This window comes from Neobacillus sp. BP17 (assembly GCF_059579525.1).
This window is the reverse complement of record NZ_CM184198.1, coordinates 4,856,217-4,874,643: the sequence shown is the minus strand read 5'-3', so window position 1 is coordinate 4,874,643 and position 18,427 is coordinate 4,856,217. Positions and strand designations below refer to the sequence as shown.

The window sequence follows — 18,427 nt, the reverse complement described above, 5'->3', positions numbered from 1 at the left end:
TTAGGAAAAGAGGATATAATGAGCGAACTTCTACAATTACTAAAACGCGGCAATAAATCCGCCTTATTGGCAGCAATCATTAATACGATTATTTCCATTATTAAAGGGATCGCCTTTATGTTTACAGGCAATGTGGCTATGTTTGCAGAAACGATGCACAGCCTTGGTGATGCTGCAAACCAGTTTTTCGTGTTTGTCGGCTCTGCCTTAAGTAAAAAGGCACCGACCGAAAAATATCCCAATGGCTTTGGCCGTTTAGTCAACCTTGTTCTTTTGGGTGCCGTATTAATCGTTGGAATTATGGCGTTTGAAACCATTAAAGAAGGGTACCACCATGTCGTCCATCCGACAGAGTCTAGCGGTTTTGTCATTAACCTGGTCGTTTTAGCTGTTGCAACCCTTCTAGAGACCTTTGTTTTATTTAAAGCAATGAAAGAGATTTTACATGATATTGAGGTTGAAGCAAGTGGACTTCAAGTGTTTACAAAAAGCTTGGCCAATTTAGGAAAAGCTAAACCTGCAACAAAACTGGTTTTTATGGAAGACCTAGTTGCAACAATGGGTGGTTTATTAGCGATTATAGCGGTAGTCATTTCTCATTATTCACCATTCCACCAAATTGAAGGGCTTGCCTCTATGCTGATAGGAGCAATGATGTTCTTTGTGGTTGGCAGGGTCTTTTTGGATAATGCAGCAGGGGTCCTTGGTCAAGCAGATGAAGAAATGGAAAACAAAATTGGCACACTTGTGATGGAGGATCCTGATGTTAAGGATATTCAAGGAATCACCGTCATTAAAGAGGGTGAGGATCTGCATGTTGAATTAGAAATCGAAGTCGATCCAAAATTAACAGTGGCTGCGGCAGATGATATCAAAGATCGATTAGAAGAAAAAATCATGGCAGAAAAAGGCGTCGTTGATGTGACGATTGAGATTGATGAGGAAGATGAAGTGATGACTTGGAAGGAACGAAGTGGATCGACCGCCAATTAGAGAATACCCCCACCGTAGATAAATCATAATTAGACCTTCTTCGGTCTTAACAGAACGAATAAAGCTGTTTTTAAGTGGAATTCTATTCTGTAAGGATAATTAGGGGGGGAACTAAGGTTGGAACACAATATACGCTTAACTAGTGCGGAAATCGGGGGATTATGGGCTACGTATATTCAGGAGAATATGTCAGTTTGTTTGATTATCTATTTTCTTCATCACAATCAAGATGAAGAGATTAAAAAAATTCTCCAACAGGCATATGAAATATCGGAGGGCCATATTCAGAAGATTACGACCATTTTAAATAAGGAAGGCATACCAATTCCTGATGGATTTTCTGAAAAGGATCTTAATTTATCTGCCCCGCCATTATTTTATGATATGTTTGGCCTCAGTTTTATTTATATGATGAGCCGCATGAGTATGATTAACACCGGTTTTATTACGGCAAATGTAGCTAGAAAAGATGTGAGGGATTTCTTTGTTACGATGGTCCAGCAAACTTCCTTGTTATACCAGGAATCCACTAATCTTATGCTTTCGAAGGGCACCTATGACCGTCCGCCGATGATCCCCTATCCGAAAGATGTGAAATACATTGAAAAACTGTCTTATTTAAGTGGATTCGGGAAAAAAAGACCGTTAAACGTGGCTGAAATTACAGAAATTCATTTTAATACCGAACGGAATTATTTTTCAATCCTCCTATGTACGGGATTACTTCAGGTGGTATCAGACAAGGAGATTCATCATTATATTGAGGAAGGTAAGAAAATATCTGAAAAGCAAATCAAAACCTTCAACGATATTCTTTTGAGAGAGGAGCTGCTTGGGAATGTGTCAACAAGTATGGAAGTGACGGATTCTACAGTTTCTCCTTTTTCAGATAAACTTGTGGTCACACTTTTCCATTCATTGAACGCTATAGACATTACCCTTATTGGGCATGCATTGTCATTGTCAATGAGATCAGATTTGGCTTCCTATTATCAAAAGTACATTCTGGAAATTATGGTTTATTCGGCTAAAGGTTTTGATCTTATGGTTGATCGAGGTTGGGCCCAACTGCCGCCGCATGCACCAAGTCGAAGGGATCTCCAGAAATTATAAGAAGGTTCGCGAATTTCGCGAACCTTTTCTGCGCTTGCGTTTTTCTTATTGTCTAGCCCCTGATCAAGACGCTTCCGCTTTTCTTATTCCCATGGTTTATGTACTGTTAGTACGCTTGCGAGGTCTTTGCTGCTCGTTCTGTGTTCTTTCCGCTTGGCTGCTCTTTCTTTTCCTGTTTCAAACAGCTTTTTTTCTTCTTCCGTTTCGGGGATGATACCTGGCACCTTTGTTGGCTTTCCGTTGTCATCTAATGCGACAAAGGTTAAAAAAGCGGTGGCTGCAATTTTTCTCTCGCCTGATATGAGATTCTCCGCGATTACTTTAACGAAAATCTCCATCGAGGAGGTTCCTGTCGAAGAAACATACGTTTCAATGCATACAGAATCCTTTGGTGTAATCGGACTAAGAAAGTCGACCGAATCAATTGAAGCCGTGACACACTCCGCTCTTGAATGTCTGACCGCAGAAATGGAGGCGATCATATCGATATCGCTGATTAACTTCCCGCCAAACAAAGTATTATGGTTATTTACATCATTAGGAAAAATCCTGCTCGTTCTTACCACCCGAGTCTCATTACATGTTTTTGCTTCCATCCTAATCCCTCCTGAAATGTCCTTGTTAATTTACCCATTTTACTATTTTCTCACCGTTTTAGTGAAATCTAAACATTTGTGGTACATTAGTTAATATATAGATTGTTTGTCAGGAGGTACAGTAATGAGTTTACAAGCACAGATTATGAAGGATTTAAATGTGAGTCCGACGATTCAACCCCAAGAGGAAATTAGAAAACGGATTGATTTCTTAAAAAATTACCTGTTAAAGACGAAGGCCAAAGGGTATGTACTGGGAATAAGCGGGGGGCAGGATTCATCTCTGGCCGGGCGACTCGCCCAACTAGCGGTGGAGGAGCTTCGGAATGAAGGGACAGAAGCTTTGTTTATCGCTGTCCGTCTGCCATATGGCATCCAGCAGGATGAGGAAGACGCTAAACGGTCGTTAGCTTTTATTCGCGCCGATCGGGAGACAGTCTTTAACATTAAATCAGCAGTAGATGAAGTCCAAAAAGAATATGATGCCAGCTATCAAGGGGCACCGTTAAGTGATTATCAAAAGGGAAATGTCAAGGCGAGGATGAGAATGATTGCTCAATATGCAGTCGGCGGCATGGAAGGTCTGCTGGTGATTGGCACAGACCATGCAGCGGAAGCAGTAACAGGTTTCTATACGAAGTACGGTGATGGCGGGGCAGATATTCTTCCGCTGAGCGGATTATCAAAGCGGCAGGGGAAAGTCCTATTAAAAGAACTAGGTGCAGACGAACGCTTATATTTAAAAACACCTACGGCGGACCTTCTGGATCAAAAGCCTGGTCAGGCCGACGAAACAGAATTAGGGATTACCTACGATGAACTTGATGACTATTTGGAAGGGAAGTCCGTTTCAAAAGAGGTTGCTGATAAAATAGAAAAACGCTACCTAATGACAGAACATAAACGCCAACTGCCAACAACGATGTTCGATGAGTGGTGGAAATAATCTACAGACAGGAGACTGCTACATGAGCAGTCTCTTTTTATATTCGAAAAATTTATTGGATGTCTGACTAATTCACCACTCTAATACTTTATTAGAATAAAATTTCCATTGACACAATCCTGTCCGGGTTCTATATTTATAAAGCAAATTTATATTTATTCAACAAAACACTAAAAGATCATTATTTTAAAATAAATCACACGGAGTAAAGAGAGGGATTACACCATGGGGAACGCTAATAAATTAGGATTTTGGGTATTAACCGCTCTTGTTGTCGGAAACATGGTCGGGTCAGGGATATTTATGCTGCCAAGCTCGCTTTCTGAAGCAGCTAGTCCTGCTGGTGTCATCTCAGCATGGCTTGTAACAGGACTTGGTGTATTAATGACCGCTCTTGTATTTGGTAACCTTGCGATCAGAAAACCAAATATAACAGGCGGTCCACAAATTTATGCGAAGGAACTATTTAAAGCAGGATCACATGCTTCCACTTTATCAGGTTTTATGTCATCTTGGGGATACTGGATAGGTAATCTAGCTGGGAATGTTGCCATGATTACCACCTTTGCGGGTTATTTATCAACCTTTTTCCCTATTTTAACAAGCCAAGCAGACTGGTTTACGATTGGCGGATTTACACTTAAGGTCGGTAATGGATTAACTTTTCTTGTCTGTTCCCTGCTGCTATGGGGAACTCACTTCATCATCCTGCGAGGAATGGAAAGTGCGGGAAAGTTGAATTTTATAGCAACTGCAGCGAAGGTTGCCGGATTCTTTATTTTCATTCTTGTCGGCTTATTTGCCTTTCAAAAAAGCAATATCCTTCCATTTATGGCCGTTAGAATGGATGAGGCCGGCCACACGATTGGAATGATGAGCCAAATAAAGAATGCTGCAGTTAATACCTTGTGGGCATTTATTGGTGTGGAATCTGCCGTTGTGTTTGCATCTCGTGCGAAAAAACAAATGGATGTGAAACGTGCGACAATCCTGGGCTTATTTATCGCTCTTGGAATTTACATCGGTATCAGCACTTTAGTGATGGGAATGTTAGATCAAAACACGCTTATCCATTCAGATAAGCCGCTCATTGATGCCATTTCATCAGTTTTAGGACCAATTGCCGGGAAAGTTTTAGCCGGGATTGGGTTAATTAGCTTGTTTGGTTCGACGATTGGCTGGTTAATGCTAAGTGCGGAAGTCCCTTATCAAGCGGCGAAGCAGGGATTATTCATTCCGGCATTTAAAAAAGAAAACAAAAAAGGTCTGCCATTATTTTCTATGATTGTCTCGAATGGTTTAGGTCAACTGTTTATCTTTTCAACGGTTTCAAAATCCATTTCTGACGCCTTTGGATTTGTCATTGTTATTGCAACGTTAGCATACTTGGTACCTTACTTTATCTCCTCCGTCTATCAATTGAAATTAGTTGTAACCGGGGAGACCTATAATGGCAAAAATCGTTCGAGAATTACAGACGGTCTGATTGCCCTGCTTTCCACTATTTATTCTGTATGGGTGATTATCGCTGGAACGGCAGATATTAAAACCTTCACTTACGGAATGATTTTACTAGCGAGCGGTATCCTCTTTTATGGTCCACTGTTGAGAAGAAAAAAGGAAGTAATGGTCGAACGCAAAAAAGCTTTATCAGCATAATATTTTATTTAACCTATCAGAACGCCTCTGATAGGTTTTATTTTGTAAATTAGGGGTAAAATAATGATAATTTCGATAAGAACAATCAAATTAGGGGGCTACATCAGTGAAAAAACTTACCATCATCTTTGCATTATTATTAAGTTTTATGTTTGTCCTGTCAGCTTGCGGCAAGGATAATGCCGATAAAGATAAAAACAAAGCTGACAACAAGACTGCTGAAAAGGCAGATAAAGATTTATTGAAAAAGGTAAAAGATGAGGGAACATTATTAATAGGTACAGAAGGTACATATCCACCATTCACTTTCCATGACACTAGCGGCAATCTAACTGGATTTGACGTGGACCTTGCGAAAGAGGTAGCTAAACGTATTGGGGTGAAACCTGAATTTAAAGAAACACAGTGGGATGCGATGTTTGCAGGATTAGATGCCAAACGTTTTGATATGATTGCTAACGAAGTTGGGATTCGCCCAGACCGTCAAGAGAAGTATGATTTCTCTGATCCATATATTACATCCGCAGGTGTCCTGATTGTCCATAAAGATAACAATAAAGTCAAAGCCTTTGAAGATATTAAAGGTCTAAATGCAGCTCAATCATTGACAAGTAATTACGCAGATATGGCAAAGAAATATGGAGCGAAAATAGTTGGAGTGGATGGTTTCCAACAAGCAGTTGAACTTCTTGCCCAAAAACGTGTCGATGTGACGATTAATGATAAGCTTTCATTTTTAGATTACAAAAAACAGAAGCCTGATGCGCCAATTAAGGTTGTGGCAACTGCTAATGATTCTTCTTCTAGTGGGTTCATGTTTAGAAAGAATAGCGACACACTCGTAGATGAAGTAAACAAGGCGCTAAAAGAAATAATTGACGATGGCACCTACAAAAAAATCTCTGAGAAATGGTTTGGTGAAGATGTACTTAAATAGTATTTTTGCTGACCCAGAAAGAATGGACAGGTTAATTGAGATTGCAAAGACTTCCCTCCAGCCGCTGCTGGAGGGTGCTGTTATGAATACCATTCCATTAACCATCATTTCATTTATAATTGGGATTATTTTGGCTGTGCTCACCGCGCTTGCCCGAATTTCTCACGTAAAACTATTTAAAGGAATCGCCAGGGTATATGTTTCAGCCATTCGCGGCACACCATTACTTGTTCAGTTATTCATAATTTTCTATGGACTTCCTAATCTAGGAGTTACCTTGGATCCATTTATATCGGCAGTCATTGGTTTTTCCCTAAGCGTTGGGGCTTATGCTTCAGAAATTATTCGGGCTGCGATTATCTCCATTCCTAAGGGACAATGGGAAGCAGCATATTCAATTGGGATGACCTACAATCAGGCATTGAAAAGAATCATCCTGCCGCAGGCAACAAGAGTATCTATACCGCCATTATCGAATTCATTTATTAGTCTTGTAAAAGACACTTCACTTGCATCAGTTGTCCTTGTAACAGAGATGTTTCGCCGGGCTCAAGAAATTGCTTCAACTACCTATGAATTTTTATTGGTATATGTAGAAGCAGCGCTAATTTATTGGGTTATTTGTTTTTTCCTTTCGATCTTGCAAGGATACTTGGAAAAGAGAATGGACCGGTATACGTCTTAATGAGGGAGTTATACGATGATTTCAATTAAAGGATTATATAAGCAATTTGGTCAATTAGAGGTCTTAAAAGGGATGGACCTTCTCGTTGAAAAAGGAAAAGTGGTTGTTGTCATTGGTCCATCCGGTTCAGGTAAAACCACGATGCTCCGCTGTTTAAATGTACTCGAAACTCCGAATCAAGGAGTTATTTCCATTGAGGGACAGAGCTTGGACTTTTCGAAAAATGTCCCGAAAAAACAAATCTCCTCGTTCCGTCGCTTAACCGGAATGGTTTTTCAAAGCTATAATCTGTTCCCGCACAAGACTGCACTTCAAAATGTTATGGAAGGGCCGATTATTGTCAAAGGGGAGAGGAAAGAGGATGCACGGAAAAAAGCCCAGGCACTCCTTGAAAAAGTTGGACTAGGTGATAAGCAGGATTATTTTCCCGCTCAGCTTTCCGGCGGTCAGCAGCAACGTGTGGGTATTGCCCGGGCACTTGCCATGGAACCGGAAGTGATGCTCTTTGATGAGCCTACTTCTGCACTTGACCCCGAACTTGTCGGTGAGGTGTTAAAAGTTATGAAGGACCTGGCTAGGGAAGGCATGACAATGATTGTGGTCACCCATGAAATGCGCTTTGCCCGTGAAGCGGCAGATGAGGTTATTTTCATGGATCAAGGTGTGATTGTCGAGAGGAACAAGCCAGAAGAAATCTTCACCAATCCAAAAGAAGAACGAACGAAGAAGTTCTTGAATATGATTCAATAAGGTGTTGTAGCTAAATGCTATGGCACTTTTTTATTTTGTAAGACAATGATCCTATCAGCTTGGCAGGATTTTCAACTAGAGCTATCGAAGTATTTGATAAAATAGGTAAATTATAGAAAAAGATGAAACTTTTTCATTACTCAACCGTATAAAAGGTAGATACATAGGAAGGGATGGATGCATATGGATGAGGAGTGGTGTTTCGTATAATTAGAATGATAAATAAATAAGAAGGATGGATGCGCATGGAACCATTCAGCATTCCTTTAGAAACGATTTATTTATATGGATTAATAATCTCGGGAATAGTCACAGTTTTATATGTTTTATTTGCCGATGTTTTTCATTTTCATGGGGCTGGCGATGGACTCAATTTTTTAAATCCTGTCTTAGTCTTTGCTTTTGTGACTATTCTGTCAGCAAGCGGTTATCTGTTTGAAAGGCTCTCATCTATTCACTATTTACTTATTTTAGGCATATCTGCCGTGATTGCGTTCATTGTTGTGACGTTATTAAATGTCTTTGTGCTCATTCCTCTCTCGTCTGCTGAGGAATCACTTGTCTATAAAGAATCAGACTTGCGGGGCCGAGTTGGGACGGTGATCACGACCATTCCTGTTGATGGTTTTGGGGAAGTGATGATTGACAGTACAAGCGGCAGAATTGCTAAGCCAGCAGCGAGTTTTGATGGTGACCTCATCGAGAGTGGGACAAAAGTGCTGATTGTGCAGGTAGAAAAGGGTGTCCTGCAGGTGACGGTTCATCATCAACTAGAAAGCTTTTTATAGGGGGTTTTAAGAGATGGAATTTAATTTTATTTGGATCATCATTGGAATTGTTGTGGTTATTATTTTAGCCTTAATCGGCGTTTTCATCACAAAATACAGAACGGCAGGACCGGATGAGGCCTTGATCGTGACAGGAAGCTTCCTTGGCAATGGAAATGTCCATGTTGACGAATCTGGGAATAAAGTCAAAATCATCCGCGGCGGCGGTACGTTTATTTTGCCAGTTTTCCAACAGGCAAAGCCGCTTAGCTTACTATCTAGTAAACTAGAAGTAACGACTCCAGAGGTGTATACCGAGCAAGGTGTACCGGTTATGGCTGATGGGGTTGCGATTATTAAAATCGGCGGATCGATAAGTGAAATTGCGACAGCCGCGGAACAGTTCCTCGGAAAACCAAAGGAAGACCGTGAGAATGAAGCAAGGGAAGTTCTTGAAGGACATCTGCGGTCAATTCTTGGCTCAATGACCGTAGAAGAAATCTATAAAAACCGTGATAAATTCTCCCAAGAGGTCCAAAGGGTTGCCTCACAGGATCTCGCCAAAATGGGCTTGGTCATTGTATCATTTACGATTAAAGACGTCCGTGATAAAAATGGGTACCTGGATTCACTAGGTAAACCGCGGATTGCCCAAGTCAAAAGAGATGCAGATATCGCCACAGCCGAAGCAGAAAAAGAAACCCGTATTAAAAAAGCGGAGGCAGCCAAAGAAGCCAAACGAAATGAATTAGAGCGAGCCACGGAAATTGCTGAGGCGGAAAAAGTCAATCAGTTAAAAGTGGCTGAGTTTAGACGTGAACAAGATATTGCCAGAGCACGTGCTGACCAGGCATACGACCTGGAAACAGCCAGGTCCAAACAAGATGTAATGGAACAAGAAATGCAAATTAAAATTATTGAAAGACAAAAACAAATTGAATTAGAGGAAAAAGAAATTCAACGCCGCGAACGGCAATATGATTCGGAAGTGAAGAAAAAGGCAGACGCTGACCGATACTCCGTCGAACAATCGGCCGCTGCAAATAAGGCCAAGGAAATAGCCGCGGCTGAGGCCAATAAGTATCGGATCGAAGCCATGGCAAAAGCAGAAGCCGAGCGAATTCGTTTGGATGGTTTAGCCAAAGCAGAAGCGGAAAAAGCACAAGGGGCAACCGAAGCAGAAATTATTCGCCTCAAAGGTTTAGCTGAAGCAGAAGCGAAAGAAAAAATCGCCGAAGCTTTCGAACAATTCGGTCAAGCAGCAATTCTAGACATGATCATCAAAATGCTGCCAGAATATGCCAAGCAAGTGGCAAGCCCGCTGTCCAATATTGATAAAATTACAGTCGTCGATACGGGCGGATCGGGTGAAAATGGCGGGGCCAATAAAATTACCGGCTATGCAACGAACCTAATGGCGAGTCTGCAAGAATCACTTAAAGCCTCGAGCGGAATCGACGTGAAGGAATTGATTGAAAACTATTCTGGAAAAGGAAATGTAAGGAAGAGCATTGAAGAATTAACTGATGAATTTAAGAAAAAAGCTGAATAATTATCCACCCAAAAAACCTTATCAACTGATGATAAGGTTTTTTTTGATAAGTTTTTCATTTTTTAGATGAGTTAAATATATTTCCTGTTTTCGATAGGTCTATCTACTTAAATTTCGGTTGCCGAAACTTTCGCTTTCTGTGGAAACTTTTAAACAATATGAAAAATAAGGAATAAAGGCTTATTTAATAACTCTTTTACTGGGTTTAAGTTCGTATGAAAAATTCTCTTTTTACATTTATTAGGTACAATATAGTGCTTAATATATATATATTTCATTAAATTTAGACTATTTACAATTTTCGAGTAAATTTGATAAACTGGCAAAGCATCACTCTTCAAGAGAACGATGTAATTATATCTATATAAAATAGGGGGTTTAAGATTTGAAGAAGAAAACCACTTTAAAGGTCTTATCCAGCCTCGCTGCTAGTACAATGGTAGCTACTACCATGTTCGCAGGCGCATTCGCTGGAAGTACGGTCGCACCAAAACCGGCATCGGCAGCAACAACAGTTGCTTCAGCTCCAATTGATTTGAATATTGTTGATATCGATCGTCTAGGTGCTTCGTTACAAAAAAGAGGACTTATTTCGAAGAATGCATCTAAAGCAGAAATTACAAAAGCAGCAAAAGCCTACATAAAGAAAAAACAGGGCGAAAAGCCTGGCAAAACAAATAAGAGCCAAACTAAAGAGCAGCAAGAATTTGACAAAAAAGCAAAGGACTTTATTACAAAACAAAAGGACAAGCTTACGAAGCAGCTTGATAAAGGTCATGGAAATTTCAAAAAAGGCAAGCCAACAGGTACTGTAAAAGTAGATTCTGCGAAACAGGCTGGTTATAACGGCGATGTCCGTGAAGACAAAGTACTCGTCCTTCTTGTCGAATATGCGGATTTAAAACACAATAATGTAGAACAAGAAGATGGCTATATGTTTGCAGATGACTTCAATAAACAGCACTATGAAAAAATGCTATTTGGCGATAAGGATTTCACTCTTTTCAACGGTGAGAAGATTAAAACATTTAAACAATATTATGAAGAGCAATCTGGCGGCAGTTACACTGTTGATGGTACGGTATCAGATTGGTTAACAGTACCAGGAAATGCTGCTGAGTATGGCGGCGACAGTGAAAGTGGCCATGATAATGCTCCTGGAACAAAAGGTGCACGTGGTTTTATCAAGGATTCACTTAATGCAGCTGTGGCATCCGGCATTAACTTAGCAGACTATGATAAATTTGATTTATATGATTTAGATGGTGATGGTAATCAAAACGAGCCGGATGGCTTAGTTGATCACTTGATGGTCATTCATGCTGGTGTTGGCCAGGAAGCTGGCGGCGGTGTGGTTGGAGATGATGCGATCTGGTCACATCGTTGGACTTTAAATGGTGTGTATCCAGTAGCTAACACTACAGCTTCAGTAGATTACTGGGGAGGCCAAATGGCAGCCTATGACTATACAGTTGAGCCCGAAGACGGTGCAGTCGGCGTTTTCGCTCACGAATATGGACATGACTTGGGTGCTCCTGATGAATATGACACACAATACACCGGCAATGGAGATACGGTTGCTCAATGGTCAATCATGAGCGGCGGAAGCTGGAGCGGTAATATTGCTGGGACACAGCCGCCAAGCTTCTCTCCACAAGTCAAAGAATTCTATCAAAAAACCATTGGCGGCAACTGGGCTAATATTACCGAAGTAAACTATGAAGATATCGATAAAAACGGTTTAGCTACTGTTATTGATCAGAGTGTTACGAAATCAAAGAATCCAGGTATTGTGAAAGTAAACCTTCCTAATAAAAAGGTTCCAGGTATTGCTCCTGAATTTGGTACAAAATACTACTATAGTACAAAAGGCGATGACCTAAATACTGTGCTAGAAACTCCAGTATTTGATTTAACAGCTGCTACTTCTGCTAATTTTGATTACAAACAATTTTATAAAGTTGAAACTGACTATGATTATCTATATGTAAAGGCTGTTACTGAGGATGGCCAGAGTGTAACACTTGATACTATTGGTGATCAAAATACAGTAGGAGGTTTTGAAACATCTCAAGGTAAGTGGGAAGACAAGACCCTTGATTTAAATCCTGTCCTTGGTAAAAAAGTAAAACTAGTCTTTAATTATGTAACAGATGGCGGGCTTGCACCAGACGGTTTTGCGCTTGACAACCTTCAATTAACAGTTGATGGACAAGTGGCATTCTCTGACGATGCAGAAGGAACAGCTAAAGTATCTTTAAAGGGTTTCGAAGTTTCTGACGGCTGGATTAACAAGCCTCACTACTACTACCTAGAGTGGAGAAACTATGCAGGATCTGATACGGCTCTACAATTCTCGCGCGGTTCAAAATATAATACTGGTTTAGTAGTTTGGTATGGTGACGATACATTTACAGATAACTGGGGCGGTGTTCACCCTGGTGAAGGCTTCCTAAGTGTAGTTGATTCTCATCCTGAAGCGCTTGTGTTTAAACTAAATGGTGCTGATTCTATCGCTCAAACGACTCGCTACCAAGTAGCAGATGCAGCGTTCTCATTAGACAAGTCACCTGCATGGTATGCTGATTCACCTACTCGCGGAATCTATGATTACAAGGGCCTTTCAGGCGTAACCACATTTGATTCCACAAAATCATATATTAACAATCTAATTCCTGATGCTGGTGTTAAAGTCCCAGCTCAGTACCCAATTAAGTTCCAAGTCATCGGTGAGGCAAAAGACAACTCTGCTGGTGCTGTTTGGATTACAAAGTAAAGATTAAAAGAGACATTGGGATGACCCAGTGTCTCTTTTTATTTATTATAGGATTATTTCAAACCTAGTCCCAACATTCGGGCTGCTAGTTGCCCCAATCGTTCCCCCGTGAGCTTCCACTAATTGTTTTACAATTGAAAGGCCGAGGCCTGTTCCACCGAATGCACGGGCACGTGACTTGTCGACCCGATAAAATCTCTCAAAAATCCGCGGTAAATCCTCTGCAGGGATGCCTTTTCCTTCATCTTCTATTATAATTTGAACCTTTCCGCTGCTATTACTAACTTCAACCCGGATAGTGGTATTCGGTTCAGAATATTTTCGAGCATTATCTACCAGATTGAAAATGACTTGCTCAAATCGAATGGGGTCAAGGAACAGATAAAGTTCTTCAGAGCATTCCAAAACAAGGTCCATATGATTTTCTTTGAGTGCAGGGGTAACTTTTTCGATAATCGTTTGAAAATAAGGCAGTAAATGAACTTTTTCTTTTTCAATTGTAAATGAATTTTCATCCATTTTTGCGAGATGGAATAACTCCTTCACTAATTTCGATAGCTTGCCAGTTTCCTCAACAATAATGCCTAAATACTTCTCTCTATCCTCACCGTTCGTTTCTGGCCGGCGGGCAATGTCTGCATATCCCTTAATATAGGTCAGCGGTGTGCGGAGTTCGTGCGAGATGCTGGCGAGAAATTCATTTCGATCATTTTTTAAAATTTCTAAATCGCTTGCTAGCACTTTAATTGATTCCCCAAGTTCACCGATTTCGTCCTTGCTAATCTTCGGTAAAGACACGGAAAAATCGCCCTTGCTGATTCGTTTGGTGGCTTCGCTCATTTGAATCAGCGGGTGGGTAACATATCTTGTTAAAGTGAAAATGATAATAATCATGAACATTAGGGAAAGCAGACCAGCAATCAGGAAATGCTGGTTTAATCCCCATATCAACTCTTTAATTTTTTTGGTATTTTGAAACATATAAACATATCCGGTAATCGCATGGTCAACCATGACTGGACTGACTGAGGCGATATAGGCCGCATGTTTCCAATCATCTTCTAAAATTAAGCCCGCGTGCGGAACTTGTTTTTGCTTAGTACTCATAATCTTTTTCATAGCATCTGTTACTCGATTGGAAGACATAAAAATGGATCCATCTGGTTTGGTTAAAATCACCTGTGTATCCGTCTGCGCCTCCATCATGGCAATGTGCCGGATCGTTTCATCATGAAAAGAGGCCTCAAGGATTTCGCGGTGATTATTTCCGCGTGTCTGGAGTGAAGTTAATGCCTCATGCACCCGTGAATGAATGATATTATTATGCAAAAAAACCATTGAAATGCCTTCTAATATAAAAATCGCTAGAAAAAAAAGAACGCCAATCTTGATTGATATTTTATTCATAAATTCGAACACCTCACTCTCCTAGCATACTATAACAACCGCATTAGAAGAGCTTCATATTGTAGCAAATTTATAAAATAAAAAAGGGGGCGTCCCACTGTTGGGACGCCCGAAATATATGAAAAAGAGAGGTTAAATTTGGGATGAGTAAGATGGCTTAAAACCATGTACTTCATCAAAGAGGCGATCACTACAAATTTGGGAGTCCTTCTAGTGATCGCTTCTTCCTAACTACACCCCCATCTTACCCGGAAAAATTGAAGATGTTATGAAGAACTTGTGGTGAATTTGTGAAGTTACAAACATCACAGACGCTTAATGATATATTTAATATGTGGGGAGTGATAGAAGTGAAAATATTATTAGTAGACGATGAACGTAGAATCATAGAAGTTCTTGAAGCCTATTTAGTAAGAGAAGGCTATGAAATTCATAGCGCCGATAATGGAATAGATGCGTTGAAAAAAGTAAAAACAGTAACCCCCGACTTAATTATACTAGATTTAATGCTTCCAGACATTTCTGGTGAAGAAGTCTGCCGTCTCGTCCGGAAAGAGTCAGATGTGCCGATTCTCATGTTGACGGCCAAGTCAGCTGAAGATGACCGGATTAACGGAATTGTGATGGGGGCCGATGATTATTTAACCAAACCGTTTAGCCCGCGCGAAGTCGTCGTCCGCGTTCAAGCGATTTTAAGACGTGTAAAAAAGACAGAGAAAGTGGAACGACTTGAATTCAATCGCAAAAGGCTGGTCATCGACTTAATGAAAAAAGAAGTGTCCGCAAACGGAGATTTGATTACTTTAACACCAATTGAATATAAGCTATTAACCAATATGGCGGTAAATCCAGGCCGGGTGTATAGCCGGATGGATTTGCTTGAAAAAATACAGGATGAAGGCATGTATTACGAAGGCTATGAGCGCAGTGTCGATACCCATATCAAAAACCTCCGGAAGAAAATTGAACGGGATTCACGACAGCCAGATTTTATCGTAACGGTTTTCGGTATGGGTTATAAATTTGGAGGGGTATTAGATGCTGCAAACGCTCCGGTCTAAGATACTTTTTTATCTACTGCTCATCTCGATGATTGCGATCATCATTGTGAGTTTTTTTATCCAATATGGATTTGAAGAGAGTTTTAACAACTACCTGGATCGAAATCGGGAAAAAAAGATTGATCGAATTATTACGGAAGTTGAAAAGGATTTTAAAAAAAATGGCCACTTTACAAGTGATCCAGTATTTGGCCTCTTGCACGAGCATGCTATGACTGAGCAGCTGTATTTCCAACTTTATGACCGGTTGGGTCAATTACAAATGGATTCTTCCAACATCCGAGGCATGCTTAACAGCTTCGGGTTAACCGAACCTGCTCCTAATGGAGAAGAGTGGCATTCCAAGACCTATACACTGAGGGTAGATAATCAGGTCATTGGAAAACTTGTCGCCATCTATCCGAAGGGCTTAATTGATGATGAAAATACGTTTATCCAAACGATTCAATTATACATTTATGCAGCCGTTTGTTTGACGATTGTACTAGCGATTATTTTTAGTATGCTGTTTTCTAAAAAGCTCACTTCAGGGTTACAAAAGCTATCGTTTGCGGCAAATGAACTGCAGAATCATAATCTTGAGATTCGGATTCCGTTATCGGGATTGCCAACCGAGGTAAAGGATATTGCGATCTCCTTTAATAATCTGGCGGTGTCATTAGCAAAGGAAGAAAACCTGCGAAAGCATTTTACCGGTGATTTGGCTCATGAACTCCGGACACCGCTTGCGACCTTGAGAAGTCAAATCGAAGCATTTCAGGATGGGATTTGGGAGCCGACGCCGCAGCGGTTGCAGACCACACATGAAGAGTTGATGCGCTTAGTTCGGTTGGTGAATGAATTAGAAAAACTGCTTGCAGCCGAAAATCCGCAGATGAGATTGGAGAAAATTCAACTAGATGCAGGCAGTGTACTGGCCGCTTTATATGAGATGTTCTTGCCCATGTTTAAAGAAAAGGGCGTTTATCTTCAGATTATTGAACCTGCCGAGGATGAATTATTTGAGGCAGACAAGGATCGCTTAATGCAAATCTTATCTAACATCCTTAATAATGCTCTAAAGTATACACCGGCGGGAAAAAATGTCACTCTTTCAGTAAAAACGGAAATGGACGGCTTCGTCGGATTCAGCATCCAGGATGAAGGCTCGGGAATGGCAGAGGATGATATTCCGCATATCTTCGAACGTTTCTATCGCGGGGATAAATCGCGTGATCGTAAAACCGGGGGAGTAGGAATCGGGCTCTCAATCGTCAAAGCTTTAATGGATGCGCATAAAGGAGTCATTAAAGTAAAAAGCAGGCTGAATAAGGGAACGAGCATTACTTTGTGGTTTCCACAGGAAGATTAGCTCAAAATTATTAGGCCTCCGCCGTGTGCTGGGGCATTTTTGTGGAATTCTCAATTTTTGAAGAAACACCTAAGAATGAAGTTTTCACATTAAGTTCATAAATTTCACGGATTGTTCATTCGTGAGCAAAGAAGTTTATTGTACTATAGAAACAGAAGAAAATATTGTGAGGTAAGGAAAGGGGATCTATATGTCAAAACTTCTATATATTACCGCAAATCCAAAGAATGATATAAAACTTTCAAAAGGGATGCAAATTGGGGAAGTCTTTTTAGAGGAATTTAAAAAGGAACAGCCAGATGTGGAAATTGAACATATGCACTTATATAGCATGGATATCCCTGAGATTGACATGGATTTATTATACGCACGCGCCAAATTATCCTTTATGGGATATACAAAAGAGCAGCTTTCCGAGGAGGAGCGGACCAAACTTGATAAAATGCATGCCCTTGCTGACCGGTTTATAGATGCAGATTACTATGTGTTCGTCACCCCAATCTGGAACCTTGGAGCACCAGCCATTTTGAAATCCTTCATGGATTGTTTATTTATTGCCGGGAAAACTTTTACTTACTCGGAACATGGGGCGGAAGGTCTCCTTACTGGAAGAAAGGCGATTCACATTCAAACGCGTGGAGGAATTTATTCGATAGGAAAAATGGCCGATTTTGAAATGGGCGATCGTTATTTGAGTAAAGCCCTTGAATTCCTAGGTTTCGATTTAATGGAAACCATATTTGCAGAAGGAATGGATCATTTTCCAAAACAAATTCCTGAAATTATGGCAAAAGCAAAAGAACAAGCAGCAGTTGCCGCCAGAGAAATGGCGAAATTGCCTGTTTCATTGTAAAAATAGAGCGACTCGAGTGGATCGAGCCGCTTTTTTTTAAAATTTACCTGTAAATTGGAAAAATAGTACAAGTACCCCTAATGCCCAAACATAAATGGCAAATGGTTTTAATGAGTGATTCTTCAAATAGCCAATCATCCACTTAACCGCAACATATCCAAACACGGCAGAGGCGGCAATCCCAACGAGCAATGCCGATAGGGATATTTCTTCCCCTTGACCCTCAAGTAAATCCTTCGTTTGCAAGACAATCGCCCCTACAATCGCAGGAGTGGATAATAAGAAGGAAAAATACGCAGCCGTTTCACGGTCTAATTTTCGCCAAAGTGCCGCAACGATTGTCATCCCTGAGCGAGAGATCGCTGGCATAATTGCGACGGCCTGAAAAGTACCGATGATAAGGGCATCCTTATAACTAATATCATCCATTTTTTTATATCCATTTTTCACGGAATCAGCCAGCCACAAGAAAATACCTGTAATTAAAAACTCCCAGCCAATCGTCACCCCGGTTTTTGAAATTTCGTCGATGTAATCTTTAAACGCAAGTCCAAAGATTACCGCTGGGATTGTCCCAACGATCAATAAAAAGGTTAACTTGCTAAACGGATTTTTAATGATTTTGATAAATTCCGCCTTGTAAAAAACAAATACAGCCAGCAATGTTCCGACATGAAGCATGGTATCAAGCATGAGCCCAGCTTCCTGAAGTCCGAATAAATTTCTTCCTAAATAAAGATGTCCAGTACTGCTAATCGGTAAGAATTCCGTTAACCCTTGAATGATTCCAAGAATAAATGCTTCTAATTTTGTTAACATAAATACCCTCACAATCTAAAGAAATGATAAGCCTGTACCGTTTATAGATATGCTAAAATTACCTATTTCATGAAATTCTCCTCTATTTTAGGATTCAATTACCAATTAGGTCAATGAAAATATTGGTGGATTAATCAAAATAAGTGCAATTAGAAGGCATTC

The 18,427-nt window shown here is 40.4% G+C and carries 16 protein-coding genes; 13 read left to right on the top strand and 3 right to left on the bottom strand.

Annotated features, from left to right (window positions below):
* The first annotated feature begins 18 nt into the window (after positions 1–18).
* Together AC4QJR_RS23870 and AC4QJR_RS23865 are read left to right on the top strand one after the other, a co-directional pair.
* The gene (locus AC4QJR_RS23870; protein WP_496524399.1) at positions 19–993 is read left to right on the top strand and encodes a cation diffusion facilitator family transporter; all 975 of its coding nucleotides are present in this window, start codon (positions 19–21) and stop codon (positions 991–993) included.
* 117 nt (positions 994–1,110) lie between these two features.
* Complete coding sequence (locus AC4QJR_RS23865; RefSeq protein ID WP_496524398.1) at positions 1,111–2,106, top strand: DUF3231 family protein; 996 nt, start codon at positions 1,111–1,113, stop codon at positions 2,104–2,106.
* Between the two features lie 83 nt (positions 2,107–2,189).
* On the opposite strand, the gene AC4QJR_RS23860 is transcribed toward AC4QJR_RS23865, so the two are convergent.
* Positions 2,190–2,702 carry an acyl-CoA thioesterase gene (locus tag AC4QJR_RS23860; protein ID WP_375375215.1) on the bottom strand — a complete coding sequence of 171 codons (513 nt, stop codon included), beginning with the start codon at positions 2,700–2,702 and terminating at the stop codon, positions 2,190–2,192.
* Positions 2,703–2,826: 124 nt separating this feature from the next.
* On the opposite strand from AC4QJR_RS23860, the gene nadE reads away from it, so the two are divergent.
* From nadE to AC4QJR_RS23820, 8 genes are all read left to right on the top strand, one after another.
* Positions 2,827–3,648 carry an NAD(+) synthase gene (gene nadE / locus AC4QJR_RS23855; RefSeq protein ID WP_496524397.1) on the top strand — a complete coding sequence of 274 codons (822 nt, stop codon included), beginning with the start codon at positions 2,827–2,829 and terminating at the stop codon, positions 3,646–3,648.
* Between the two features lie 225 nt (positions 3,649–3,873).
* Positions 3,874–5,307 carry an amino acid permease gene (locus AC4QJR_RS23850; protein WP_375375213.1) on the top strand — a complete coding sequence of 478 codons (1,434 nt, stop codon included), beginning with the start codon at positions 3,874–3,876 and terminating at the stop codon, positions 5,305–5,307.
* Positions 5,308–5,413: 106 nt separating this feature from the next.
* Positions 5,414–6,244 carry an amino acid ABC transporter substrate-binding protein gene (locus tag AC4QJR_RS23845; RefSeq protein WP_496524396.1) on the top strand — a complete coding sequence of 277 codons (831 nt, stop codon included), beginning with the start codon at positions 5,414–5,416 and terminating at the stop codon, positions 6,242–6,244.
* Positions 6,231–6,929 carry an amino acid ABC transporter permease gene (locus AC4QJR_RS23840; RefSeq protein ID WP_496526735.1) on the top strand — a complete coding sequence of 233 codons (699 nt, stop codon included), beginning with the start codon at positions 6,231–6,233 and terminating at the stop codon, positions 6,927–6,929. Before AC4QJR_RS23845 ends, AC4QJR_RS23840 begins: the two co-directional genes overlap by 14 nt.
* Before the next feature lie 15 nt (positions 6,930–6,944).
* Positions 6,945–7,679: an amino acid ABC transporter ATP-binding protein gene (locus AC4QJR_RS23835; RefSeq protein ID WP_496524395.1), complete on the top strand. Its 735-nt coding sequence runs from the start codon at positions 6,945–6,947 to the stop codon at positions 7,677–7,679.
* Positions 7,680–7,924: 245 nt separating this feature from the next.
* Positions 7,925–8,467 (top strand): NfeD family protein, encoded by a 543-nt coding sequence (locus AC4QJR_RS23830; protein ID WP_375375210.1) that lies wholly within the window; start codon positions 7,925–7,927, stop codon positions 8,465–8,467.
* Positions 8,468–8,480: 13 nt separating this feature from the next.
* Entirely contained in the window at positions 8,481–9,998 is a 1,518-nt protein-coding gene (gene floT, locus AC4QJR_RS23825; RefSeq protein ID WP_026567831.1) for a flotillin lipid rafts scaffold protein FloT, read from the top strand.
* A 436-nt stretch (positions 9,999–10,434) separates the two neighbouring features.
* The gene (locus AC4QJR_RS23820) at positions 10,435–12,774 is read left to right on the top strand and encodes an immune inhibitor A domain-containing protein (RefSeq protein ID WP_496526734.1); all 2,340 of its coding nucleotides are present in this window, start codon (positions 10,435–10,437) and stop codon (positions 12,772–12,774) included.
* A gap of 45 nt (positions 12,775–12,819) precedes the next feature.
* Here the strand turns inward: AC4QJR_RS23820 and AC4QJR_RS23815 are convergent, their stop codons facing one another.
* Complete coding sequence (locus AC4QJR_RS23815) at positions 12,820–14,181, bottom strand: sensor histidine kinase (RefSeq protein ID WP_496524394.1); 1,362 nt, start codon at positions 14,179–14,181, stop codon at positions 12,820–12,822.
* A 332-nt stretch (positions 14,182–14,513) separates the two neighbouring features.
* On the opposite strand from AC4QJR_RS23815, the gene AC4QJR_RS23810 reads away from it, so the two are divergent.
* From AC4QJR_RS23810 to AC4QJR_RS23800, 3 genes are all read left to right on the top strand, one after another.
* Positions 14,514–15,242 carry a response regulator transcription factor gene (locus AC4QJR_RS23810; protein WP_098572408.1) on the top strand — a complete coding sequence of 243 codons (729 nt, stop codon included), beginning with the start codon at positions 14,514–14,516 and terminating at the stop codon, positions 15,240–15,242.
* Entirely contained in the window at positions 15,220–16,593 is a 1,374-nt protein-coding gene (locus tag AC4QJR_RS23805; protein ID WP_496524393.1) for a sensor histidine kinase, read from the top strand. Before AC4QJR_RS23810 ends, AC4QJR_RS23805 begins: the two co-directional genes overlap by 23 nt.
* A gap of 190 nt (positions 16,594–16,783) precedes the next feature.
* Complete coding sequence (locus AC4QJR_RS23800) at positions 16,784–17,446, top strand: FMN-dependent NADH-azoreductase (RefSeq protein WP_375375206.1); 663 nt, start codon at positions 16,784–16,786, stop codon at positions 17,444–17,446.
* Between the two features lie 36 nt (positions 17,447–17,482).
* On the opposite strand, the gene AC4QJR_RS23795 is transcribed toward AC4QJR_RS23800, so the two are convergent.
* A complete protein-coding gene (locus AC4QJR_RS23795) occupies positions 17,483–18,265 on the bottom strand; it encodes an undecaprenyl-diphosphate phosphatase (protein WP_098572354.1) in 783 nt (260 codons plus the stop codon).
* Between the last annotated feature and the right edge of the window lie 162 nt (positions 18,266–18,427).